The 24,310-nt window shown below is 35.1% G+C and carries 24 protein-coding genes and 1 pseudogene; 7 read left to right on the forward strand and 18 right to left on the reverse strand.

Features of this window, described 5'->3' with window-relative positions; genetic code table 11:
- The 6 genes and pseudogenes from SB717_RS28000 to SB717_RS28025 all read right to left on the reverse strand — a co-directional run.
- Positions 1-333, reverse strand: a 333-nt coding sequence (locus SB717_RS28000) for an IS3 family transposase (protein WP_410905964.1), incomplete at its 3' end; no start/stop codon positions are given.
- A gap of 32 nt (positions 334-365) precedes the next feature.
- Positions 366-1,046, reverse strand: coding sequence for a helix-turn-helix domain-containing protein (locus SB717_RS28005; protein WP_410905898.1), 681 nt, complete (start codon positions 1,044-1,046; stop codon positions 366-368).
- Positions 1,047-1,243: 197 nt separating this feature from the next.
- A pseudogene (locus SB717_RS28010) lies at positions 1,244-1,543 on the reverse strand (GNAT family N-acetyltransferase); the annotation flags it as partial.
- A complete protein-coding gene (locus tag SB717_RS28015) occupies positions 1,534-1,716 on the reverse strand; it encodes a hypothetical protein (protein WP_410905900.1) in 183 nt (60 codons plus the stop codon). The gene SB717_RS28015 and the pseudogene SB717_RS28010, both read right to left, overlap by 10 nt.
- A 71-nt stretch (positions 1,717-1,787) precedes the next feature.
- Positions 1,788-2,426, reverse strand: coding sequence for an FMN-dependent NADH-azoreductase (locus SB717_RS28020; RefSeq protein WP_410905902.1), 639 nt, complete (start codon positions 2,424-2,426; stop codon positions 1,788-1,790).
- A gap of 81 nt (positions 2,427-2,507) precedes the next feature.
- The gene (locus SB717_RS28025; protein WP_074682849.1) at positions 2,508-3,149 is read right to left on the reverse strand and encodes an FMN-dependent NADH-azoreductase; all 642 of its coding nucleotides are present in this window, start codon (positions 3,147-3,149) and stop codon (positions 2,508-2,510) included.
- A 208-nt stretch (positions 3,150-3,357) separates the two neighbouring features.
- On the opposite strand from SB717_RS28025, the gene SB717_RS28030 reads away from it, so the two are divergent.
- Positions 3,358-3,864, forward strand: a complete 507-nt coding sequence (locus SB717_RS28030) for an Rrf2 family transcriptional regulator (protein ID WP_410905904.1) — start codon at positions 3,358-3,360, stop codon at positions 3,862-3,864.
- Positions 3,865-4,134: 270 nt separating this feature from the next.
- On the opposite strand, the gene SB717_RS28035 is transcribed toward SB717_RS28030, so the two are convergent.
- Positions 4,135-5,169, reverse strand: a complete 1,035-nt coding sequence (locus SB717_RS28035; RefSeq protein ID WP_410905906.1) for an STAS domain-containing protein — start codon at positions 5,167-5,169, stop codon at positions 4,135-4,137.
- Between the two features lie 1,109 nt (positions 5,170-6,278).
- Between SB717_RS28035 and ltrA the strand changes: the two genes are divergently transcribed.
- Entirely contained in the window at positions 6,279-7,931 is a 1,653-nt protein-coding gene (gene ltrA, locus SB717_RS28040; RefSeq protein ID WP_410905908.1) for a group II intron reverse transcriptase/maturase, read from the forward strand.
- Between the two features lie 162 nt (positions 7,932-8,093).
- Here the strand turns inward: ltrA and SB717_RS28045 are convergent, their stop codons facing one another.
- Entirely contained in the window at positions 8,094-8,264 is a 171-nt protein-coding gene (locus tag SB717_RS28045) for a hypothetical protein (protein WP_171779054.1), read from the reverse strand.
- A gap of 390 nt (positions 8,265-8,654) precedes the next feature.
- A complete protein-coding gene (locus SB717_RS28050; RefSeq protein WP_312036211.1) occupies positions 8,655-8,783 on the reverse strand; it encodes a hypothetical protein in 129 nt (42 codons plus the stop codon).
- A 106-nt stretch (positions 8,784-8,889) separates the two neighbouring features.
- Between SB717_RS28050 and SB717_RS28055 the strand changes: the two genes are divergently transcribed.
- A complete protein-coding gene (locus SB717_RS28055; protein WP_410905966.1) occupies positions 8,890-9,528 on the forward strand; it encodes an inositol monophosphatase family protein in 639 nt (212 codons plus the stop codon).
- 142 nt (positions 9,529-9,670) lie between these two features.
- On the opposite strand, the gene SB717_RS28060 is transcribed toward SB717_RS28055, so the two are convergent.
- Positions 9,671-10,672 carry an inorganic phosphate transporter gene (locus SB717_RS28060; protein WP_410905910.1) on the reverse strand — a complete coding sequence of 334 codons (1,002 nt, stop codon included), beginning with the start codon at positions 10,670-10,672 and terminating at the stop codon, positions 9,671-9,673.
- An 861-nt stretch (positions 10,673-11,533) separates the two neighbouring features.
- Between SB717_RS28060 and SB717_RS28065 the strand changes: the two genes are divergently transcribed.
- Positions 11,534-11,845, forward strand: coding sequence for a hypothetical protein (locus tag SB717_RS28065; RefSeq protein ID WP_074682844.1), 312 nt, complete (start codon positions 11,534-11,536; stop codon positions 11,843-11,845).
- Between the two features lie 535 nt (positions 11,846-12,380).
- Positions 12,381-13,247: an Rpn family recombination-promoting nuclease/putative transposase gene (locus SB717_RS28070; protein ID WP_279621024.1), complete on the forward strand. Its 867-nt coding sequence runs from the start codon at positions 12,381-12,383 to the stop codon at positions 13,245-13,247.
- A gap of 52 nt (positions 13,248-13,299) precedes the next feature.
- Here SB717_RS28070 and SB717_RS28075 read toward each other — a convergent pair whose 3' ends face one another.
- Positions 13,300-14,490: a styrene monooxygenase/indole monooxygenase family protein gene (locus tag SB717_RS28075; RefSeq protein ID WP_410905912.1), complete on the reverse strand. Its 1,191-nt coding sequence runs from the start codon at positions 14,488-14,490 to the stop codon at positions 13,300-13,302.
- Between the two features lie 398 nt (positions 14,491-14,888).
- On the opposite strand from SB717_RS28075, the gene SB717_RS40290 reads away from it, so the two are divergent.
- Complete coding sequence (locus tag SB717_RS40290) at positions 14,889-14,963, forward strand: DUF8096 family protein (protein WP_479522632.1); 75 nt, start codon at positions 14,889-14,891, stop codon at positions 14,961-14,963.
- A 101-nt stretch (positions 14,964-15,064) separates the two neighbouring features.
- Here the strand turns inward: SB717_RS40290 and SB717_RS28080 are convergent, their stop codons facing one another.
- Positions 15,065-15,739, reverse strand: coding sequence for an SOS response-associated peptidase (locus tag SB717_RS28080; RefSeq protein WP_410905914.1), 675 nt, complete (start codon positions 15,737-15,739; stop codon positions 15,065-15,067).
- A gap of 294 nt (positions 15,740-16,033) precedes the next feature.
- A complete protein-coding gene (locus SB717_RS28085; protein ID WP_410905968.1) occupies positions 16,034-16,909 on the reverse strand; it encodes a LysR family transcriptional regulator in 876 nt (291 codons plus the stop codon).
- A 100-nt stretch (positions 16,910-17,009) separates the two neighbouring features.
- Between SB717_RS28085 and SB717_RS28090 the strand changes: the two genes are divergently transcribed.
- A complete protein-coding gene (locus SB717_RS28090; protein WP_074682840.1) occupies positions 17,010-17,909 on the forward strand; it encodes a DMT family transporter in 900 nt (299 codons plus the stop codon).
- A gap of 89 nt (positions 17,910-17,998) precedes the next feature.
- Here the strand turns inward: SB717_RS28090 and SB717_RS28095 are convergent, their stop codons facing one another.
- From SB717_RS28095 to SB717_RS28115, 5 genes are all read right to left on the reverse strand, one after another.
- Entirely contained in the window at positions 17,999-18,952 is a 954-nt protein-coding gene (locus SB717_RS28095) for a 3-hydroxyacyl-CoA dehydrogenase family protein (RefSeq protein ID WP_410905916.1), read from the reverse strand.
- Entirely contained in the window at positions 18,949-19,710 is a 762-nt protein-coding gene (locus SB717_RS28100; protein WP_410905918.1) for an SDR family NAD(P)-dependent oxidoreductase, read from the reverse strand. Before SB717_RS28100 ends, SB717_RS28095 begins: the two co-directional genes overlap by 4 nt.
- Positions 19,711-19,748: 38 nt before the next feature.
- Complete coding sequence (locus tag SB717_RS28105; protein WP_410905920.1) at positions 19,749-21,185, reverse strand: GntP family permease; 1,437 nt, start codon at positions 21,183-21,185, stop codon at positions 19,749-19,751.
- Positions 21,186-21,406: 221 nt separating this feature from the next.
- On the reverse strand, positions 21,407-22,693 hold the full coding sequence (hisD, locus tag SB717_RS28110; protein ID WP_074682836.1) for a histidinol dehydrogenase: 1,287 nt from the start codon (positions 22,691-22,693) through the stop codon (positions 21,407-21,409).
- Positions 22,694-22,977: 284 nt separating this feature from the next.
- Positions 22,978-23,985 (reverse strand): LacI family DNA-binding transcriptional regulator, encoded by a 1,008-nt coding sequence (locus tag SB717_RS28115; RefSeq protein ID WP_074682835.1) that lies wholly within the window; start codon positions 23,983-23,985, stop codon positions 22,978-22,980.
- Positions 23,986-24,310: the final 325 nt, after the last annotated feature.

Below are 24,310 nucleotides of genomic sequence, written 5' to 3' on the forward strand. Positions count from 1 at the left end.
TTCTGCGACATATTGGGCAGAGGAAGGGACATAACGCTTTCTTTTCCTACGAATCACAGATTGTAATCCAGCGATATGCATTAAACGATAAATACGTTTGTGATTAAACGTTTTACCATATAGTCTATTAATATTTAATTTCATTCTTCGATACCCATAGATACCTCCGACTCGTGCATAAATAGTTCGAATATCTTGAAGGATTGCTTCATTTTCTAATTCTCTTGCTGTGGGCGTACGCTGTCGCCATTTATAATAAGCAGCACGAGATACACCAGATATTTCACATAAAAGGATTATGGGGAGATTTTCATTCGTATGTAAATCTTGAATTGCCCTGTATTTATTATGTAGACGAACGCTTGTTAACGACGCCTCCTTTCGAGTTCTTCCAACTTTTTTAAAAAAGCATTTTCTGCGTGTAAACGTTTATTTTCTCGCTCTAAACGTTTCATTTCCATCTTGAGCTTTTCTTCCTCTGTCAATTCGTCTTCCTGTTTATTTCGACCACGTTTATCTTTTAAGGCTTCTTCACCGTGCGCTTCAAACTTCTTCACCCATTGATATACCTGTTGATAAGAAACCTCATAGCTTTCGGCTGCGAGCTGATAGTTTTTCCGATGTTGTAGACAGTAATTCACAATTTGAATGCGTTCTTCTAATGTTGTTTTTCTTCTATTTGTCATAGAGTTTGTCAGTCCTTTACCGGTATCTTTTAATTCTCTATGACTATTATACTTTTTAATCCATTTTCTCAAAACCGCAGTACGGGATATATTATATTTTTGAATAACTTGGCTTAACGAATAATGTCCTGATAGATAATCATTGACGGCTGCTAATTTTAGATCTTTAGAATAAGATTTCCAAGAAGTTGCGTCTGTTAAGCCGTCTTCACCGTCCATTTCATACCTTCTCTTCCAGTCTCTAATCGTACCAGGATCAACAGAAAACTTTTCCATAATGTCGGCTATTGAATGATGCCCATCTTCATAAAGAGCTAAAATAGCCAATTTTTCGTTTTTAGAATATTTTATTCGAGCCATAGTAAAAACTCCCCTTAGATAAACAGATTTTTATTTTTTATCTGTCTACCTAACGGGGAGCATATCAATATCAGCAAAGGATTCTTTTTTTGTTAAATCCCATTTATTATAAGTAAGTTTACGTCATCATTGTTATTAGAAGCAAAAAAGCCCTATGTTTAAGGGCTTTTTATTACTAATCACTCAAAACTACTTCTTTATTTAACAAGCGAAGAGGTCATTTTATTCGTTTGTATTGAATAATGTACCCAACCTTCAGAAACACTACCCATCTTTTCATAAAAACGTTGAGCACGCTTATTATCATTTGCAGTCAACCATGACATATAAGCATAATTATTTGCTTCAGCAAAATGATGACATGCTTGGAAAAGCTCATGAGCAATATTTGTACCCCTTGCTTCTTCTGTTACATATAAATCATTTAATATCGCTACTTTGTGTGCAAATAGGGTATCGAATGTAAAGTATAATGTAGCAAAACCAATTAATTCTTCATTGCTTTCGACAACAAATTGAGTTCCTTTCTTTTGGTTAAGGAGTGTATAAAAAGTTGATGAACTTTTTCCATAGGTGGTTCTGGTCTTTCATAAAAGTCAACGATATACTCATACATTAGTTCAGTTAATTGATTAATATCTTTCGGTTCAGCTTTTCTAACGGTAGTCATTATAACTTCTCTCCCATAATGAAAAAATTGTTTTGACTTTCCACATCACTTCTAACTAAGATAGAGTAAAGTTAAAAAGCCAACGCATGTTTTTCTGCATCATCTATACCTTTACGAATAATATCATCTGCTCTCTCAGGCTCAAATTCATGTCCTTCCACATACAACACTTCCACATCATCTATACCTATAATGTTAAGTACTTGTTTTAAATAGGGGTGACTATGATCCATTTGCGCAAAAGGTTCTTGTGAGTAAATTCCTCCACTTACTTGGATGTGAATAGCTTTTTTACCTTGTAAATGTCCAACAGGGCCATTTTCTGTGTAATGAAATGTTTTTCCTACTACTACAAAGGAATCGATAAATGCTTTTAATCGTGGTGGAGTTCCCCAGTTCCACATAGGAGATACAAATACATATTTGTCAGCACTCGCTATCATGTCTGTAAATGTATTTAAAACATTTATTTTTTGTTGTTCTACTTCATTTAATTCTAAGAAGGAAATTCCGTCTTTACGCATTTTTCCCCAACCGTTAAGGACATCATTATCTATTGTCGGAAAGTCTTCTTCGTATAAATTTATTTCTCTGATCTCGTCATTTGTATGAGAATGGCGATAAGCTTGCAGAAAAGCTTGACCTACTCGATGACTAACTGAGTTTTCAATTGATTTTGGATTCGCAGTAATGTATAGAACTTTCACCATGTTAAGCCAAACTCTCCCTTTGTTAAACTAAGGAAATATCAAATGAATTATTCATTTGACATTTCCTTTAATGAAGTTTTTTTATTTTTTAGCCAATCTTGAAGCAGCTTCTTCCACTTCTTTATATGCTTTTTCTACTACCTCATTTGGCTCTAATAAAGCAGTTCCCTGTGCGCGAATGATTTGATAATCTTCAATCCCAAGGAAATTAAACATTGATTTCAGGTATTTGTGAGAGTATTCAACTTCGGTATACCAATCATTATTTGTATAGATTGATCCACTTGCTTGGATAACAAGCATTCTTCGTCCGTCTTTAAGTAAACCCACTGATCCAGTTTCCGTATATTTAAACGTCTCACGTGCGATCATAATATTATCTATATAATCTTTTAACTTCGATGGAATATTAAAATTATGCAAAGGTAAAACGATGACATACGTATCTGCACTTTTAAATTGGTGTAAAACCTCAGACATACGATCCGTTACTTCTTTTTCTTGGCTCGTTAGCTCTTGTTCATTTCGTTGTTTTTCCCATGCACTTAATACTGTTTTATCTATCATTGGTACTACATCACTGTATAGATTAATTTGTTCAATTGTCTCACTATCAGAAATTAATTCTTTATAAGCTGTTAAAAAGTGATGAAAAACCTTCAAGCTATATGAAGAAGTATCATCTACTTTTGGATGTGCATTAATGATAAGTGTTTTATTCATTTGTATTTCTCCTTTAATCTACATTTTAATTTCAATATAAAGACTAATTTAATCGCCGATTAATTCGGTCTTTAATATAAACCCTATCATTATGTTTGTCAAATAAAAAAATAATATACTGAAACAGATTTCTTCTATTTGACAAACACTCAAAATACTCCTAAGATACAATTTGATAACCCTTAAAACCAAAAGCAGGTGAGTTTATATGCAGTATAGCGTCGGGGTTGAATATGCATTACATTGTCTTGTTTATTTAATTGATACGCCTTCAAAAGAAAGTGTGGGAATAAAAGATTTAGCAGAATTCCAAGGACTTTCGGAAACATTTCTTTCGAAAGTTTTCGGTAAATTATCTAAGGCTGGTATTGTAAGTTCCGTTCCTGGTGTAAAGGGAGGATATAGATTAGCTAAGTCTCCAGAAGAGATTTCCTTTTGGGATGTAATAGAAGCTGTCGAAGGACCCAAACCGATTTTCCAATGTAAAAATATTGTGCAAAATGGTATATTATATCGAGACAAGGACTGTAATTCCTGTGAATCCAGCAATTCTACTTGTACAATTAATTTGGTCATGCTTGAGGCAGAAGAACAGATGCGTGAATTTCTTCGTTATAAAACTCTTGCATGGTTAGATAAGGAACTCAACCATGTTTTACCTGAGAAGCAAAGAACAGATACTCGAGAATACTTCGCAAAAAAAAGCACTAACTAAATCGCCTTGACGAATTAGTTAGTGCTTTTTTATTATTTCGATTACAAATTAACTGTTACGCTATATAGGTTTAGTTAACATAAAGTCTCTTTCCGGAACCAAGCAAGCAAAAGAACCCTTGCGGCAGTAGGGTTCGGCTAAGGATTCTTTTGCTTGAGTATGCAGCTTTTTATACACCGTTGATATGACGATGATCTTCAGGTGTGTGGTTGAAGAAAGAATGTATAAAAAGCGCTCCGTTTATACATATGCTTGGACCTATAAAAATAATCAAAGGGTATTTCTTTTTTTCTTTTTAACGATTTCTAAGCCACTTTGTTCAAGTGCATATTGGACTCCCTGTTGCAATGTAGAAAATGAGGTTAAGGTATTCAGATTTATTTCTGATTTAGTAATTTGAATACTAAGGGATGGTGATACTCCTACAAGAGTACATTCCCCCCCGAGTAAACCAATCGCTTGTATCAATCGTTCTAATCCATGAATAGTAAATTCATCAAATTGATTCATTCCTGTTAAATCAATTAATAAATGGCTAGCCTGTCTTCTAGAAAATTCATGTAGCGCTTTTTCAATTAATTCCTCGGAGCGTTCTTCTGTAAACCGACCTATCAACGGAATAACAAGGATACCATCTAGTACAGGAATCACAGGGGATGATAGGTCTTTCACGAGTGAAGTTAATTGTTTAGTCCGTTCTTCGACTTTGTTTTCAAGTTCGCATATACGTTGTTGTTCTTTTTCTCTCGCTAACTTATGTATATTTGAAGAGGGAGTAGTAGAGGAAACTGTAATTTCAATCTCATCATAGTCATGACCCATTACTTGAATTTTTTTGGTTTTATACCACATGTTTTCTTTTAAAAGCCCACTAAATACCCCAGCCCAATGGCTTGGTAGTAATACTCCAGATTGCTCTCTATCCATCAGTTGGAATATTCGATGTTCCCAACTATTTTTTAATCGAATAATCACCTTTTTCTCTTCTAGAGAAAAGTAGATAATCTCGACATTTCCCCAGCCTGCATTTCTATAGATGTCTTTGTATTGTTCAATTACTTCTAGAATATCAAAGCGATCTTGATAGTAATTACTCACTAAGTGACCCATACGAAATCCTGTAGCTTCAAAAACAGTTATAGACACGTCGCTTCCTGAAACCTCTTCAATAGTTTTAAAAAAGAGTTCAATCGCTGAGTCCCAAAATAATAAGGCAGGAGCCCCATCGAAGGTAAATAAACCTTCATTTTTATCCCATATAAATTCATTTGTATCTACTTTTACACTTACTTTTGGATTTTTCATAATATATAACCCCTTCTAAGGATACTGCATGGTACAACTTTTAAGCAGAAAATGATATTTATTTTACACAATTTTTATTGAATATGTATATATATATGTTTTTAGCCTATTTTATCTAAGTTTACACCTTCATGTACTTTAAAGGAACCAAGCAGAAAAAAAAGCCCTTGTGCGTCTCAATGGCTTTCAAAGGGGTACCTATTATAAATTATGCAGACTTTTTTATGAATTGAAGCTTATAAATTCCCTAAAAGCTATCCCCCCTGCAACGATGAGGTAGCTTTCTTTTTTGTTAACTATAATTTTAACATCTTATAATAGATTTAAATATCTCAACCGTAAAAGTATACGTTTACGGACTATGAGTTTGTATAAAAAATTTATCATTCTCAACGTTCGTTTAGATTTGAAAACATTTTACGAACGTCCTTTAAAATACACGTAGTTTTACAAACGTTTTTAACAAGGTAATAGGTTGAAAAGTCTACTTCCTATAATCATAGTTATGGTGCGACAAGAAGTCGCTTTCTTACAGTGTAGCTAACGCTACTCATCTAGACGCAGAGATGATCTCCATCCGAAACGGCATGCTTGGTAACGAGTCTGTCGGTTGCATGAGGAAATGCGGAAACAGAGGACAAATGCATGGTCCAGAATACTGCTAGGAGAAAATAGGTATGGTAAACGAAAGTGAAGGTTTGTAAGCTTCGTAAGGGTTAGCTCAAGATAATGCACAGCTTTGCTTGAGTCTTGGCAAGAGGAAAAGTAGAATCATAATGCTGCTCTGATGCGTCCCGCATCTTGCCCGGAGTAAAGAACCTGCCTTCCCCTATTGCATCTGTAGAAAGTGGAACTTGGTAAGCCCTATGTCATCTGCGTAAGCAGTAGGATGACTGCAAAGTCAAACGATGTGGCAGAGGGTATGGGATATGAGAAAAAGCGAAAGCCGTTACCCTGAAAAGGGACAGGAAAGCAGAAATATTGTATAACTGGACGGATACTGTCGTCTTTATAGACATTGACAGGCTCGAAAGAGCGCCTACTTCTCATGGGTCTTCAACACGAAAATAAATTTGTGGCTATCTTCTAACGAAAAGGAGCGTGCTGTTATGAATACCTCTCTACGAGCGTCGGCGCACGTCTCGCATAAAGGTTGGTACTCTATTGATTGGAATACTATACAACAATATGTAACGAAGTTACGACAAAGAATTTATCGTGCCGAACAACAAAATCAACGAAGAAGGGTAAGGAAACTTCAACGTTTACTCCTCCGGAGTAAAGCCAATTTATTACTCTGCATTCGCAGAGTAACGCAACAAAATACCGGTAAGCGAACATCTGGCGTAGATGGCTTTACGGCCTCAAAACCAAGCGAACGTATCAAACTTTATAAACAACTAGTTAAATACAACGTCTTTCGACATCGTCCGAAGCCAACAAAACGAACGTTTATCCGGAAGAAAAATGGAAAACTGAGACCTCTCGGTATCCCGACGATACGAGATCGAGTTTATCAAAGCGTAGTAAAAAACGCACTCGAACCACAATGGGAGGTCAAGTTCGAACCAACTTCTTACGGTTTTCGTCCTAAACGAAGCACACACGACGCTATAAGTAATCTTTTTAATAAGCTTAACACGAATAGTAAGAAAAAATGGGTATTTGAGGGAGATTTTTTAGGGTGCTTTGACCATCTTAATCATAAGTGGATAGTAGAACAAACATCTATATTTCCAGGAAACACTCTCATCAAAAGATGGCTTAAAATGGGACACATGGAGCAAGGTATGCTTCGTACGACAACAGAAGGAACCCCTCAAGGAAGTATCTTGTCTCCCCTTCTAGCTAATATCGCCTTATGCGGTATGGAAGAAGAGATTGGTATTGTGTACAGAAAGACATATAAACCAAATGGAGGAGGATACGGAACCGACCCAAAATGTAAGATAGGGCGTGTTCTCTATGCAGATGACTTCGTCATCGTAACGGAAACGAAAGAGAAAGCTGAAAGCATGTATTGGAAACTTACTCCCTACTTACAAAAGCGAGGGATCACACTCAGTGTAGAGAAAACTAGAGTTACACATATTGAGAATGGGTTCGACTTTCTCGGCTTCTCTCTGCGTCAATACAGGACGGAACAAGGTAATAAGTTACTAATCAAACCTAGCAGAGACAGCATCAAAAAAGCAAAGGGTAAGATAAAAGATACGTTCGCAGTGATGAGAGGACGACCAGTGAAAGAACTGATACGTGTTTTGAACCCAATTATTCGTGGTTACGGACAGTATTGGAAACATGTCGTTTCAAAAAAGACGTTTGGATATATGGATAATTACGTTTTCTTAAAAATAACAAAACACCTTAAACGCCTACATCCAAAGAAGCCGTGGAAATGGATTACCAAACGTTATTTTAAGAAACCCCACCACGGAGGGAATGATAAATGGACTCTCACATGTCCACTTACTAACATTCAACTGTTAAAGATGTCCTGGATTAAGATAGAACGACATGTCATGGTAACCTATAAAAACAGCCCGGATGATCCTAGTCTAAGAGAGTATTGGGAAAAGCGAGACCGTAAGGTCTTTAATAGTGAAAATACATTAGATAGGGTGAAACTAGCAAGAAAACAAGGATATCGTTGTGCATTGTGTAAGCAGGCTCTACAAAATGATGAAAAAGTTACAGTGCGAAACCTCGAGGTTTCTACAGGTAAATTTGCTAAATTAGTACATGTACCGTGTATTAAATAAGTTGTTCGGACAAAAAGAAGGCTTGAGCCGTATGACGGGAAATCTGTCACGTACGGTTCTTAGGGGGGCGGGCGCTCGTGAGAGTGCCTGCCTACCCGACTAAACTAGAAAAAGAAATAAGGTAAACCCTACTCATTTCTGAGTTAGGGTTGTAATTTTTATTTATACATGTAACTGCTGATTAACCAATCTCTTTACTCTCTCGTAAGCTTTGACCTCACCTTGGTAAAAACATGCACTGTTCCAGTCTTCTCTTTTCTCCGCATCCTTTCTCCACGCATCAGATTGTTCTATTAACTTATCAATGTGATCAATAAACTTCTTTCGTTCCATTTAATCACCTTCTTTTATCATAATTGGAAATATTTATATAAATTTTTGATAAGTAATATTTCTAGAATTCAGTGAGAATACCTGTTGGAATTTGATATAATCTCCAGTACTTTTAGGAATAAAAGAAATGCCCCCCAGTAATGAAAGTCATTTCTTTTATTAAATACATAGGATTACAGGATGATATAGAAAAAGAGAAGGTTAAAAACCTTCTCTTTTTTAGTTTAACTGTGTTTTAATCCTTTTTAATTAGAAAAAACACCTTACTCTCTAGGTGTTTTTTTCAAACGTTACAACATGTATTTCATTATCTATTAATTGAAAATATGTCTTTGGATATGATCCAATATAAATAGGTAATCTTCCTTTTTCGTTCTCCGTATAAACGTTTTAACCTAACTCATCCACAGTCTCAAATCCGTAATACTCCTGCCCTTTTATGATATTCAAGCCTTCAGCCAAACCATCTAAGACACATATGATTTTTATAAATTCAATTTCTTTATTTTTTCCACTCATACTTCCACTCTCCTACTTAAAAATTTCTGTATATTCAGAATTATATCGTTTTAAAAATTGTTACTCCATACGCCAATCGACCCTATTAAATTAAATTCGGGATTTCATTTTAGAAGCACATCCAGAACATTCTTTATTAGGCGAAGAGGAGTCTTTTGCTGCTGAAAAGCCTCTTAGCCAGGTTCTTCAAGATGCTCGAGATGTTCCCTTTTTATGGATCGTGGACCCTATTGGTGGAACAGCAAATTTCATTCATGGAATTCCAGGGTTCACCATTTCAATCGCACTAGCCTGCAAAGGGGAAATTATTCTTGGCGTTGTTTACGATCCTTGCAGGGATGAATTATTTTGGGCTGAAAAAGGGAAAGGATCTTTTTGTAATGGCAAACAGATTTCGATATCAGAGGCAGAGAAAGCAATTGATTGTATGATAGCCACAGGCTTTGTCTTCACATCAGCCTTTCGTGAAGTGAATATAGCAAGTATGGATTCTATTGGCAAGGAATTTAGATCAATCCGTGTATTAGGTTCAGCAGCATTACATTTAGCCTACGTTGCTTGTGGAAGGCTAGGTGCTTTCTGGCAGTATGGTTTAAATGTATGGGATATTACAGCAGGCGTATTACTAGTTAAGGAAGCAGGTGGTGCAGTGACAAATACAACAGGAAATGTCTATAGTCTGTCTGATCAGAACATCATAGCCAGTAATTCAAAGGTACATTCTACGGTTCTCAATTGTTTATAGGGGGGCCTGATAGGTATCCATTACTATGGAGTATAAGGTACTGTACTTCTATGTATCTTCAGAGTCCATCAGTTTCTACAAAAATGCTTACACCAAAGAAGCTCCGGATTTGGAGCTTTTTTTATTTTTCTTCGTTTTTAATTTATTTAGTTAATAAAAAAAATACTTCAAAAAGAGTGCCCGATAGTAATGCCGTAAGAGGTAAAGTAATAATCCATGTAATGACAATACGCTTCGCTACACCCCATTTCACATCTTTTATTCGATGTGCGGAACCAACACCTATAATAGATGAAGATACCACGTGTGTAGTGCTTACAGGCAACTTTAATGCTGTAAATCCAAATATAATTAGAGCCGAGGATAAATCAGCTGCTGCCCCATTTGCTGGGTTTAACTTGGTGATTTTCCCTCCAATAGTTTTAATGATTTTCCATCCACCAATCGTCGTTCCCATTCCCATAGCCATTGCGACACTGATTCGAACCCAAAACGGAATATCCATTGAGGTTTGATATCCAGCCGTAATTAATGCCATTGTAATAATACCCATAGTCTTTTGAGCATCATTTGTTCCATGAGAAAATGATTGAAGTGCTGCTGTGAAAACCTGAAATAAACGCATTCTTCGGTTTGTTTTAGGAAGAGAAAAATTTTTAAAAGCTAGTTGAAACAGACTCATAATAATAAAACCACATAACACAGCAATAATTGGTGAAATAATCAGTCCTTCAATGATTTTCAGAAACCCTTTATAGTTTAATGCGTGAAATCCTCCTGCTACAATAGCAGCCCCGGAAATAGACCCTACAAGTGCATGAGATGAACTACTTGGAATACCAAAATACCAGGTAAGAAGATTCCATATAATTGCCGACATTAAAGCACTTAAAATAACCAGTGATCCATTTTGTAACGAAAAAGGATCAACAATATCTTTCGTGATGGTTTGAGCCACTCCAGAAAAAAGCAAAGCACCTACAAAATTCATTAAAGTTGCTAAAAGGATAGCAAGCTTTGGAGTCAAAGCATGAGTAGTAACTGATGTAGCGATTGTATTGGCTGTGTCATGAAATCCATTAATAAAGTCAAAAGCTAAACCCAATAATACAATTAAAATAAGCATTAAAGATAGAAACTCCATCGGCTAGCTGCCTCCTTATTTATTTCTCAGGATCATAATGTCGAGTTTATTGATACATTTTCACTTGAAATAAGTACTCGCTACTACGTTAAAGCATAAGATATATACTCTTCTCTAAGTGTTGAATATTGATAATAGATTACTTTTATAGAAACTCTTTATATCTTTACCCTAATTCTTTGATGTTAAAATTCATCAGCTTTAACTCTTATTTAATTTCTCTCAACATACACATCAATTTATATTTTCAATCTGCTCCTGATGCAAACCAAGAATTTTGCGAAAATATGGACAAAAATTGCCCCTAAGATAATAGGTGCTATTCACGTTGAGTTAATTATCTAACTTTTTTACTAGAGTAGTTTCCTTTAAACTAGGGGACACCTTTCGATCACTCACCCATTCTATGAAAAAGATAGGACACTAGGCCAACACCCAGCATATAAAATCCAAGCACATCTTACATCAAAAGCTACTGACCCCTTACTGTGGTAAGTTTTTTTGTTTTTGCGTAGACAGGCAAACTTACTGCACTAGCTACATACTATCTAATCGATGTTCAATTCATGTAAAGTGACTGCATGAATGAAGTATACATCACTGTAACAAGCTTTCTCTTTTGGTTCTATCCAACTATGCTATTGTCTTGAAAGAGAGGAGTGAAATTCAAAATTACTCTTGTTCAAAAAATAGAAGGTTCATTAATTGGGTATTTTGTGTAAAATTAGTTATAAATCTTAATACTGTTTAATTTATAATGAAGAGGAAAAACTATGTATTATTTGTTCTAAGAAGGCGTCATCTTGGGAACAAACTAATACGTAGATTATACAAAATTAGTTTTCTTGAGGAGAAACAACGATGAATCTTACACACAATAATTTAGAAGGTATAAAAAGGGAAGAAGGACAAAAGCAGTTGCTTGAAAGAAACCTTGAATCACATAGAAGTAGAAAATGGATAATCAATTTTATTTGTGCTATATCCCTACTTGTATCCGTACTTTGCTTCTGCTTTCACGTACCACAATCTGTAATTATACCTGTAATCTTACTGTTTATATGTACAATCATCAAAATCGTACATAAAACGTTAGATAAAAAAATAGAGTTGCGCTTAAAACGCGTTAAACAGGAGCAAAGAAAAAACATTTTCAAGGTAAATAAACCCTAAAATCTTTTCTATAAGCTTTTAATGATTAACATTGAGTTATCTAGAAGACCATCTATTTTGTTATAGTTGGACTTAAGGTGATCTAAATAGTGTTTTTACTATTGTACTTTAGTACCAGGATAAAGGAATTTGGTCTATAATAAGAGGCGACGTTGTTTTCCGACATGAACTCGTCACCTCTTTAAGAGCATCTATTTTTATAATAGGTGTCTAGAAATATCAACGTAGCAAAAGGCACTTGCATATAGCAAGTGCCTTTTTTAATGTAAGTAAAACCATAAAGCTACAATTCACTTAAACCTGTAGTTATTTTTATGAATTATATCGCTTTGTCTACAAGAGATTCGCGTCATTTTTTATGAGTTTTTTTAACAGAAGTACTGTAGAGTTTTTATTTTTAAACTTTTTGTCTTTATAAATAATGAAGGACAAAAGATGCCTGATGGCCACTTTATTACGCTATAAAGCGAGAAATAGAAAGAATCCATACAGCCATGGTATACTAATAATAAACATGGAGATGATGGAGGATATTATGACAAAACGATTAGATTTACGTGTCGACTTTGCTTTTAAATCACTATTTGGCACACATGGAAATGAATCTATTTTAGCTGCCTTTTTAAACGCAGCACTCCGTTTTCCAGATGAGAAGAAAATTCAAACGGTTCAATTATTAGATCCTCATTTTAATAAAGAAAACCAAGAAGATAAACGTTCTATTTTGGATGTACACGCGCAACTAGAAGATGGAAGTCGTGTCAATATTGAAATTCAGCTTAATAATAAACATGACATGGAAAAACGAACGCTCTATTACTGGTCCAAAATGTATAGTAGTCAAATGAAAGAAGGCATGGACTACGGAGAGCTTTGTAAAACCATTACTATTAACATTGTGAACTTCCGTTATTTATCTCATATACATGAGTATCACTCCACCTTTCAGTTATATGAGCGAGAACAGAAGCTACTCTTAACGGATATGCTCGAAATTCATTTTATGGAGCTACCTAAGTTATTAATTAAATGGCGTAACAGAGAGGTAGATCCACGGGAAGATCAACTCGTACGATGGTTATTATTACTTGAAGCATCCGAAGATGAAGAAATCACTCAGGTATTGGAGGAGATTGCGATGCAAGAAGATCAAGTATTAAAGAAAGCGATGGACGAATGGGAACGTGTGAGTCAAGATCCGGAAGTATTATTAGCTTATGAAGCACGAAGAAAAGCGTTATTAGATGAAAAGTCAGCTTTAAAAAGAGCTGAAAAAAAAGGGAAAGAAGAAGCTATAAAAGCGATGGCTATTGGAATGATTCAAGAAGGTATAGCTAACAACGTAATAAGTAAATTGACAGGTCTTTCTATAGAAGAAATTGAAATACTTCGTCATCAATAAATTAAAAAGAAGCAGTGTCTTATGTACACTGCTTCTTTTTAATAGATAATTTTTAAACAATGAATTTTGTTGAAGTAAACGCTTCATATGCTTTTGTGGGATTGGCAAACCATTCAGCAATTTCATTTGCTTTTATTTGGTCCTGTGCACCCTGAAATAGCAATTGAACGATATGCTCAGGTAATGGTTTCGTCATAGCATTTGTCCATTCAGTTACCTCTTTTACATACTGTTTCGTTCGATTCCAATAAGACTCTCCTGTTTCTACATCCCACTTAAAATTTTTGTATTCCATGAGAGTTTCATACAATTGTTCCGCACAGTAAGAAGAGAGATTACAACCTTGACCCGTAATAGGATCGTTTAAAAACACACTATCGCCACAGCCCATTACCAGCTTGTTTTTAACCATGAGATATGGCTTTCGAATAATAGGTGTTAAGGCGGTTTGAAGAAAGCTCTTTTCATCACATAAAGCAAAATTTTTCTCATCAATTCGATTGTGAATTTCAGAAAAAAACTGTTGAGCTGTGCTTCTCATTTTAAGAGTAAACTCATCTGCACTTTTTATTCCTTTAAATACATCTAAATCACTGCTTGGTATTGCCATAATGAACATTATAGTAGCAGGACCGTGTTCTGTTACTGCAGGTATTTCAAACACTTCACCCAACTCAGGAAGAACCGTTACGCCTACTCCCAAAGGATTATTTGCTTTTATACCTTTAAAATAACCAACGATACATTTTCGCTGAGGAGTTTTAAAAGGAGAAAGATCCTCTTCGATCGAAAACGGCAAAAGAGGCCCATTTTTCCCTGTACAATCAATAACTAAATCAAACTCATTTATTAGTACTTCCACACTCTCTCTATCTACCTTTTCTAAACGGAATGAAACTCCTTTTTCTATAAGGTCATTAATAGAATACGAGTAATATAAACGTTGATCAACAGATGATGCAGGCTCTTTCAACTTTCCGACAAACAGTTTCTGATTTCCAATCGTAATATGAATACTTTCAATAAGGGGTTGTTCTCCCCATTTCGGCACATTAAAGCGTGTTTCACGATTCCTTGTGGGTCCGAAATGTACCTGGGTAGACATGATTCGGCCTCTTCTAATCTGATCTGGTGATTGACGTTCAATGACCGTAATATCAAAATCGTTCCTTAGAGCATAGGCTAGGTGCAGTCCGGCTACCCCACTACCAATAATACAGATTCTCTTTTTCAACAATCTCACTCCCTCGTTAGAAAATTCGGCATTCACTAATGAACTGACGTAAATGCCCTACCTAGTTACTTTATATGTACTAGGTCTATGAAGTTTTTTTGCTAACATCTTCCTGTAAATATAACTACTATTTATTTTATTGGAAGCTAATTTTTATGTAAATGATTCCTTAGAGATAGGGATTATAGACTGTAAAGTGAATTAAAAGGTCCTTACTGGTTCTAGTGCAAAAAATACTTTATAGAAATATAAATTGGCAGCTTCCTTTAAACTACTAGCTTATGATGATAATCCAAACAATTGATCGATGAATTCTTTTTGATTTTGAATAGACAAACCCATAAGATAAGTTGTCTTTTTTTAAAAAATAAATCTTGATAAAATGTATGACTACGCTGAATATCTAGATCAGTGGTAGATGCGACAACTACAACTCAGTTCACTTTAAAAGTTTGGTAAAAGGTAGCGTTTTCTTACATTAATCTAGGGAATATGGCATGAAGAATATCTAAGCATAAAAGATATAGAAAAAGAGAAGGTTAAAAACCTTCTCTTTTTTAGTTTAACTGTGTTTTACTCCTCTTTATAAACTATTAATTGGGGCTAAACACTCCGCAACATCATTTTTCGGTGAATTAACAAGTGTAGATACAGGATATGATTTCATCTTTTTCGACGGAAAAGGAATGAGCAGTGATTTAAGATACTCTGTATCATTCATTTTAGAGTCCATCCATACATCATATGCATCTTCCTCAAGAATTACAGGCATTCTATTATGAACTTCTTGTGTAATTTCATTTGGGGTGGTGGTTATAATTGTGCACGAATAAAGGGGCTCACCATTTTTATCCCATTCATCCCAAAGTCCAGCAAATGCGAATGGCCTGCCATCTTCCATTACAAATCGAAAAGGCTGCTTGTTTTCCCCTTCTTTTTTCCATTCATAAAATCCATCGCATACAATTAAACATCTCTTGTGTTTAAAAGGTGTCTTAAAACTTGGCTTTTGATCAATACCTTCGGCTCGTGCATTTATCATCTTATATCCAACTTTACTATCCTTAGACCACGAAGGTACTAGTCCCCATTTCATCGTTATTCCAATTCTTTTTCCTCCATTAGATCCTATTGTTAAAATTTGTTGAGAGGGAGCTACATTAAATCTTGGATTAATTGTTACTTCATCGTTAAATTCAAAGTTAAATTGCTCTTGAAGCACAGATATATCTGTCGCTAAAGAAAATCTTCCACACATATTCTCACCTCATATACATGTTAGCAATCATTAAAAAAACAAAACCTCCGTTTAAAACTTGAGGCATCCGATTTACAATGCTGTTACCACTGATCCGCATTACTTTATATTCTTACATTTCAAATAAGCATCTTTCTTTCAGTCATGGGCATTTTGATTTGGAGAAGAGTCATATAATTTCCCATCATATTTAATTGCAATCCTAGCTATAAAAAAATAATTCTATAAGGAACACTTATTATCTGAAAAAAACAACTTTTGGACGGTTCACAAATAAAAATTGCTTTCCTTTCCTTATTCAAATTCATTGTCTAGGTTTCTCACTTCCTTAATGAATAATTTTACAGCGATAGATGCTTCTTTTAAATTTGGAATTGCCAAAGCAATTTCTCTACAAAATTCCGGTTCTAATTTTTTTATAGCAATTCCTTTGGGTACACTTGTTAATGAAAATTTAGGAGCTATAGCTAAGCCTAGGTCTTCTTGAATCATTTTTAAAAGGGTATTGATATGAGAAACCGTAAATTCAGCTCTTAATTTCACTTTAGCTTTATTAAACATATCTATAATGGGAGATTCAAATCCTCCTCTGCACAAAATTAATGGCTCATTATCTAAGTCATTAATACTAATAGAATTCTTTTTCGATAAAACATGAGTTTTGGGCACTAAAACTACCATTTCATCTTTAGCAATTGGTACAGTATCCATACCTTTGCTTGGAAGAACGATAAACCCTATATCAATAACTTTAGATTTTAACCAACCTTTAATTTCGTCTAATGTTCCTTCATAAACATTTAGCTGGAGAGAGGGATATTTTTGTTTGAAAACTTTAATAATTTTTGGTAAGAACTGCGTAGATGCACTTGGAAAACTGCCTATTCTTATCGTCCCTACTTCAAATCCCTTTTCAGCTGCTACTTCTTGTTCTACTTTTTCAATATGATTTAATATTGCTCGAATATGTACTAAAATACGCCCCCCAATATCGGTTAAAATTAGACCTCTTTTACGATCCCTAAGAAGCAGTTTAACTCCTAAATCAGCTTCTAAATTGGATATTGCATGGCTAACAGCTGGTTGAGTCATATTCAGGGCTTGACTAGCCTTCGTAAAACTTCCTGTGTCAATAGTTTTTACTAATACTTGAAGTTGTGTAATTGTTATCATAAGTAATTACTTATACTCCTTATAAAAAACATTCATTTTTCTTATTTATATACTTAGCGTATCATGTTTAATGTAATCATAACAAGGAGGTTTTATCATGCAGCAACACTCTAAAACGCGAATTGGATTTTTCCTTGCGTTTCTTGTTTTTATGTGGGGAATAAACTGGCCTTTAACAAAGTTCGCACTGCACTACTCTCCACCACTTTTATTTGCTGGTATACGACTGTTTATCGGAGGCCTTATATTACTCATAATTGCTATTCCTAGATATAAAATGCTTCGTTTTAAAGAGACGTGGCCTATTTATTTTATATCCGCATTATTTAATATCATCTTATTCTATGGACTTCAAACAATTGGATTAAATTATTTACCGGCCGGACTTTTTACCGCGATTGTTTTTTTTCAACCAATCTTAATGGGCTTATTTTCTTGGATGTGGCTTGGTGAGTTGATGTATCCTTTCAAACTATTAGGGCTTATTTTAGGATTCGTGGGCGTTCTTGTCATTTGTCTTGGCGGTTTAAACGGCCATATTTCTATTACAGGTATTTGTCTTGCATTAGGTTCTGCTTTAAGCTGGGCTTTGGGTACTGTATTTATGAAAAAAACCTCTAACAAGGTTGATGGAATCTGGCTCACTACCTTGCACATTATCATTGGTGGCTTATTTTTAATGGGTTCCGGTACACTTACAGAAAACTGGTCATCCATTTCATGGAACCCAGCTTTTATTACCGTATTATTATTTATATCCGTGTTCGTTATTGCTCTAGGGTGGCTTGACTTCTTTACACTTGTTAGTTCAGGAGAAGCAAGTAAGGTTTCTACCTACACTTTTTTAATCCCTATTATCTCTATTACAGCAAGTTCATTATTTTTAAAGGAACCAATTACAGTGAATTTATTAGTAGGTCTCATTTTAGTCATTTTCAGTATAATGCTTGTCAGTATAAAACCGAAAACCGAAAAGCCTACCCTTTTATCAAAATAAAAGAAAAGGATGGTCCAAAGGACCACCCTTTTTTTCATAACGTTCCGTCAAGTTTTACTTGCTCATTCATTAATTACAAACAATTATTCTTATTCCTTTTCCTCTTCTAAATCTCTTTTCAACCAATAAATAAGTTGCTGTTCACGTTCTTTGTTCATTTTTTTAGATTGTTGCTGTGACCATTCATAAAATCCTTTTCCTGTTTTTTGTCCGTAATTTCCCTCATCTATGAGATTTTTCATCTTGCTAAACGATCTATTATGATTGCTCAAATCAGGGAATAGATAGGCTGATATAGAATCAAATACATCTAGCCCTCCCATATCAGCTGTCATAAATGGTCCTGTCACCGACAAACGTCTACCTATGCTGTAACAAACAGCTTTATCAATATCCTCTATTGAAGCCACGCCTTGCTCAAGAATATATTGAGCCTCACGGAATAAAGCATATTGCAGTCGATTTCCAATTGAACCAAGGATATCTTTTTGAACCACAATAGGCTTTTTATTCATGTGTTTAAGTAATTCAAGCGATTTATTAACAGTCTCTTTAGACGTCTGTTCTCCACGTATTACTTCTACAAGAGGAATCAAGTGTCCTGGATTCCAAAAATGTGTAACTACTGTTCTTTCCGGATATGAAGTAAGAGCAGCAATATCAGTTGGACTCAAACCAGACGTGTTACTCGCAAGTATTACATTTGGGGAACATAATTTATCTAACTCTTGAAACATTTTTTGTTTTAAGTATAAGTTCTCTGGAATTCCTTCAATCACGAAACTGGCATTATTTACACACTCTCTTAATGAGTTTGTAAAGTAGATACGCTCTTTTATATTTTCTATTTCATTAGAATCCACTACCTCATACATTGTTAACAAATTCAATTTTTCATCAATACCTTGCTTCCCATGTTGAATATCACTGTCATCTATTCCCCAAATTTTTACGTTGAATCCTGCTATAGATGCAGATAAGGCAATAGAATGCCCCATTGTACCAGAACCTATAATTGCTAATTCTTCTTTAGAAACACTCATATTGCTGTCCACCCTCCATCTACTTTAATTGTTTCTCCTGTTATAAACTGAGCTAAATCGGAAGCTAAAAAAAGAACTGCCCCTGTAACATCGGATGGCTGAGCCAATTTCCCCAAAGGGATACGGGCAATAACATCCTGATAAAATTCCCTATCTTCAAACATTTCCCTCGTAAAATCTGTCTCGATAAAAGTAGGGGCCACAGCATTTACTCTCACGTTATATTGCGCCCATTCAACAGCAAGTGCTTTTGTTAATTGAACTGCGCCACCTTTACTAGAACAATAGACAGAGCGCTTAACATATCCTACAAAAGCCATTTGGGAAACCATGTTAATAATCTTTCCCCTTCCTTGCTCTATCATATGTTTCCCTACTCTTTGTGCACAAAAAAAGGTTCCTTTAAGGTTGGTGTCTATTACTTGATTCCAATCTTTTTCGGTTACTTCTAGTGCTGGTTTTGGAATATTAATTCCTGCATTGTTTATGAGTATATCAATATTACCTAATGTAGAAACCGCGTTATCTACCATTTCATACACACTTTGTATATCTTGCATATCTCCCTTTAAGTAGAAAGCATTGGGCTGAATCTTCCTTAATTCATTTGTAGTCGACACTAAGTCAGCTTCATTACGCCCTGTAATCACTACATCTGCCCCTTGTCTAGCGAACGCCAAAGCGATATCCTTACCAATTCCTTTGTTCCCTCCAGTAACCAGCACTTTTTTACCTTTTAGTTCATCAAAATAAGCCATTATGATTCTCCCTTTTATGAATTTTAGGGTTCCTGTGATCAAACTAAACCAGTTAAACTGTAGACAAGAATCACAAAGAAGCATGCGAGTGTTTTAAAAATAGTCACTGCAAAGATATCTCCATAAGCCTGTTTATGAGTTAATCCAGTAACAGCAAGTAGTGTAATTACAGCTCCGTTATGAGGTAAAGAATCCATCCCACCTGAGGCCATTGCTACGACACGGTGCATAACTTCAGGAGGAATATTATATTGAGTAATAGCTTGTATGTACTTATCTCCCATAGCACTCAGTGCTATCCCCATTCCCCCAGATGCTGAACCCGTAATTCCAGCTAAAACGTTTGTTGTAACAGCTCCATTAATAAGTGGATTTGTAAAAGTATGTGAGATACTATCCCGTACAGTTGCAAATCCAGGAAGAGATGCAATAACTCCACCAAAACCATATTCAGAACCCGTATTCATAGCTGCTAGTAGAGCTCCGCCAATACTGGCATTAATACCTTGTTGAAATCCAGTAGTTACGCGCTTCCAATCATAGGCGAGTGCAGTAAGAATACCTAGCACTAAAGCTAGCTCTACCGACCAAATTCCTGTTACTGTTGCTAAGTCTACTTTGCCAAAGGCTTCTAACCCTAACTTCGAAAAATCAAAACCTTCTGGGTACCACTTTGGAATAGACATAGTGAAAAATTTATTGGCCACTCCCACTAAAATTAGGGGAACAAATGCTAATACCTGACGCCCGATACTAGCAGAATTAGTAGAAGGCGCAGCTGACATATTAACTGTTTCAGCAGTAACAGCTGTCTCTTCCCCAGCACCATCAAAACCAAAATAACCTTCACCTGCAATTTGAGCTTTTTTACGGCGTCTTTCCAAATAAAGAAGTCCTAGGCAAAGCACAAAGAGAGATCCGATTATTCCTAATATAGGAGCCGCATAAATATCTGTCTTAAAAAAAGAAGTTGGGATTACGTTTTGAATTTGAGGTGTACCCGGCATAGCATCCATTGTAAAAGATAAAGCTCCTAAAGCAATGGTTCCAGGAATAAGTCGCTTAGGAATGTTAGCTTCTCGAAAAAGGTTAGCTGCAAATGGATAAACAGCAAACGCTACTACAAACAAACTGACTCCACTGTAAGTTAATATTGCACACATGAGAACAATAGCTAAAATAGCTCGTTTTCGACCAACTAAATTTATAATAGTTTTAGCGATAGATTCTGCAATTCCAGACATTTCAACTAACTTTCCAAAAACTGCTCCTAATAAAAAGACTGGAAAATAATTTTTAATAAAGCCAACCATCTTTTCCATAAAAATATTAGAAAAGAAAGGTAAAGCATAGCTGGGTTCCGTTAATATAACTGCAAGTAATGCACATAGAGGTGCAAAAAGAATGACAGAAAAACCTCGGTAAGCAATAAGCATTAAGAGCCCTAAAGCAAGTATAATGATGACTAAATCCATTGTTTCTCCCCCTATATTTCTCGTCACATTTTAATATATTTTCTTTTTTAGTTTAAATTTTCAGATTTTTTATAACGTTAAACTTTAGTAATTCTATTGCTAATCCTCCAAAAGCAAACGCTTTCAATATATTGGATAGGAGATGACCAGAAATTCATCTCAAAAGAGCAAAAACTTATTGAAAAAGGATACATAAAAAGTTTATGTATCCCTTTTATTGGTTACTTTGCTGTTACTTTTCCATAACGACGTACGCGAAGTAAAGCTTGTTCGGCATGTCCTGAAAAATTCTCTAGTTGACAAAGGCGAGCTGCATATTCACCAATATGCGCACTAGCTTCTTCTGTAACTTTTTGATAAGTACATGTTTTTAAAAACTTACCTACCCACAGTCCACCAGTATAGCGTGCTGCCCCTTTTGTTGGAAGTGTATGGTTTGTACCAATGACTTTATCGCCATAAGCTACATTTGTCTCAGGACCTAAAAATAAGCATCCGTAATTATTCATGTTTTCTAAAAAGTAATCTGGATTTTCAGTTAAGATTTCAACATGCTCAAAAGCTAATTTGTCTGCTTCTATTAAAGCTTCCTGTTCATTTTCCACAATTATGATTTTACCGTAATCTTCCCAGGAAACACGTGCTACATCGGCTGTTGGAAGTTTTTCAAGCTGACGTGCAATTTCTTCTACAGTTTCTTGGGCTAACTTTTCAGATGTTGTAATTAATGCTCCCGGTGAAGTTGGTCCATGTTCTCCCTGTCCTAAAATGTCAGTAGCAATCATTTCTGCGTCTGCTGTTTCATCAGCTACAACTAATGTTTCTGTAGGGCCTGCAAAGAGATCAATTCCAACACGACCATACAATTGACGTTTTGCTTCTGCCACATAAGCATTACCTGGTCCTACCAGCATATCTACAGGTTCAATTGTTTCCGTACCAACAGCCATGGCAGCCATGGCTTGAATTCCCCCAAGAATATAGATTTCATCGGCTCCTGCTAAATGCATGGCTGCTACTGTAGCTGATGGAATTTCTCCTCCAATAGGTGGAGTGCAAGCAATCACCCGTTTTACTCCAGCTACCTTTGCTGTCAGTACACTCATATGTGCAGAAGCAACCATAGGATAACGTCCACCTGGAATATAACATCCAACACTTCCAACTGGAATATTTTTATGGCCTAAAATAACGCCAGGTAATGTTTCTACTTCAATGTCTAGCATAGATTTTCTCTGTTCTTCAGCAAATTTTCGTACATTATTTTGAGCAAATTTAATATCTTCAATTGTTTGCTCTGGTACACTATTCACAATTTCAATGATTTGTTGATTGCTCAATCTGAAATTTTCCGGAGACCAATTATCAAATTTTCTTGATAGTTCTCTAACTGCACTGTCTCCTTCATCCTCAATTTTTTTAATGGTTTGACTTACTGTTGCTGATACTTGCATATCATTTTGATTAATTTCTTCCTGACTTTTCCCCTGTTTGAAAACTTTCGCCATGACAAATCTCTCCCTTTATTTGCATACGTATGCATTAAATTCATACTTCGTTTAGCAACATCCCTAAAATGCATACGTATGCATTTTAAAACAGAGTTTTTAAATCATAGTAGTATTAATTTAATTAATAGTAAGCTTCCTAACTTTAATAAAAAGCTATTTGCATACGTATGCATTTTTAGTTGCAAAAGAGATATTATGTATCCCTTTTAGAAAGAATCCTTATTATTTACACAATTCACACTATTGTGTCTACTAAATCATAAATGATAGCCCTTTCATTGTCAACTATTCTTGAGAAGTTTTACAGACTTTCTCTCAAGAAGCTTGCCTGAAAAAAGTAGAGATTGAGGCTTGGTCGCTTCTCCATCCACTGTATTTAATAGCATATTAATAGTTGCTTCAATCATTTCTTTTACTGGTTGCTGCCAAGTCGTTAACGAATAAGGGGGCCAGGAGGCCATTGAAATATCATCAAACCCTACAATTGACAACTCGTTTGGAATAGATATACCTAATATTTTAGCAGCATCTATTACCCCTAATGCCACGATATCATTAGCACAGAAAATAGCATCTGGACGATTTCCTTTTTTTAGTACACGCATTGCTACAGAGTAACCAGCTTCATAGGTGTAATCTCCTTCTTCTATTACTGCTTTTATTCCTTTTTGTATAAGAAACTCAACAAACCCCTTCTCACGATCACGACTCGTTGATGTATTTGTACGACCGGTAATATAAGTGAACTTTTTATGACCTTGTTTAAATAAATATTCCCCAATTTTCATGCCCGCAGAGTAATTATCACAACATACAGAATGACAGGAAGAATCCTGGGTATATCGATTGAAAAGAATAATAGGTATATCATGCCTAGAAAGTTTAGAGACAACATTTGAAGATAGCAAAACGTCCGTCACTATCACGCCCTCTACATTGTATTCAAGGAATTGAGATACTTCATCTTGAGTAATTTCATCATTCTTTGTATGAAAAAAAAGGACATGATACCCCTTTTCGTACAGACTTTTTGTGAATTCATCAAGAATTTCTGGATAAAAAGGATTTTGAATATTACCCATTACAAGACCAATTATATTAGTCTTATTAGTTATTAATCCTCTTGCTAAAGCATTGGGACGATACCCTATTTTTTGAGCAGCATCTAACACGCGTTTTTGTGTTCTAGGAGACACTTTTGCACCTGGAGTAAATACCCTAGAAACGGTCGATTGTGAAACATTAGCTAACTTAGCCACCTCTATTGCATTAATTTGTTTTTTTTTCACATTTACCTCTCCTTGTATGATAAGTTTTCTTAGTATAAAAAACTCGTTAATAACTAGATATGTTTATATTATATATATTTCTTCATTTTAACAATTGAATGATTATATTATTATTACTTTTTTAAGAAGGGGTAATATAAAAGAGGTTTAATAAATATTAAGAGGAATTTAAACATTTTAGTGATTTTTCAATTTCTACTTAAATATTATTATGAAGACTTTTAAAACTTAAAAAAGCCGCAAAGCCTTATTAGATAAGTACTTTGCGACTTTGTGGTTTTCTGCTTCACTTGCACTAATGCTAAGCATATTTATCCTTGAGCAA

The sequence above is a fragment of the Priestia sp. SIMBA_032 genome (assembly GCF_046535215.1).
Classification (GTDB): Bacteria; Bacillota; Bacilli; order Bacillales; family Bacillaceae_H; genus Priestia; species Priestia aryabhattai.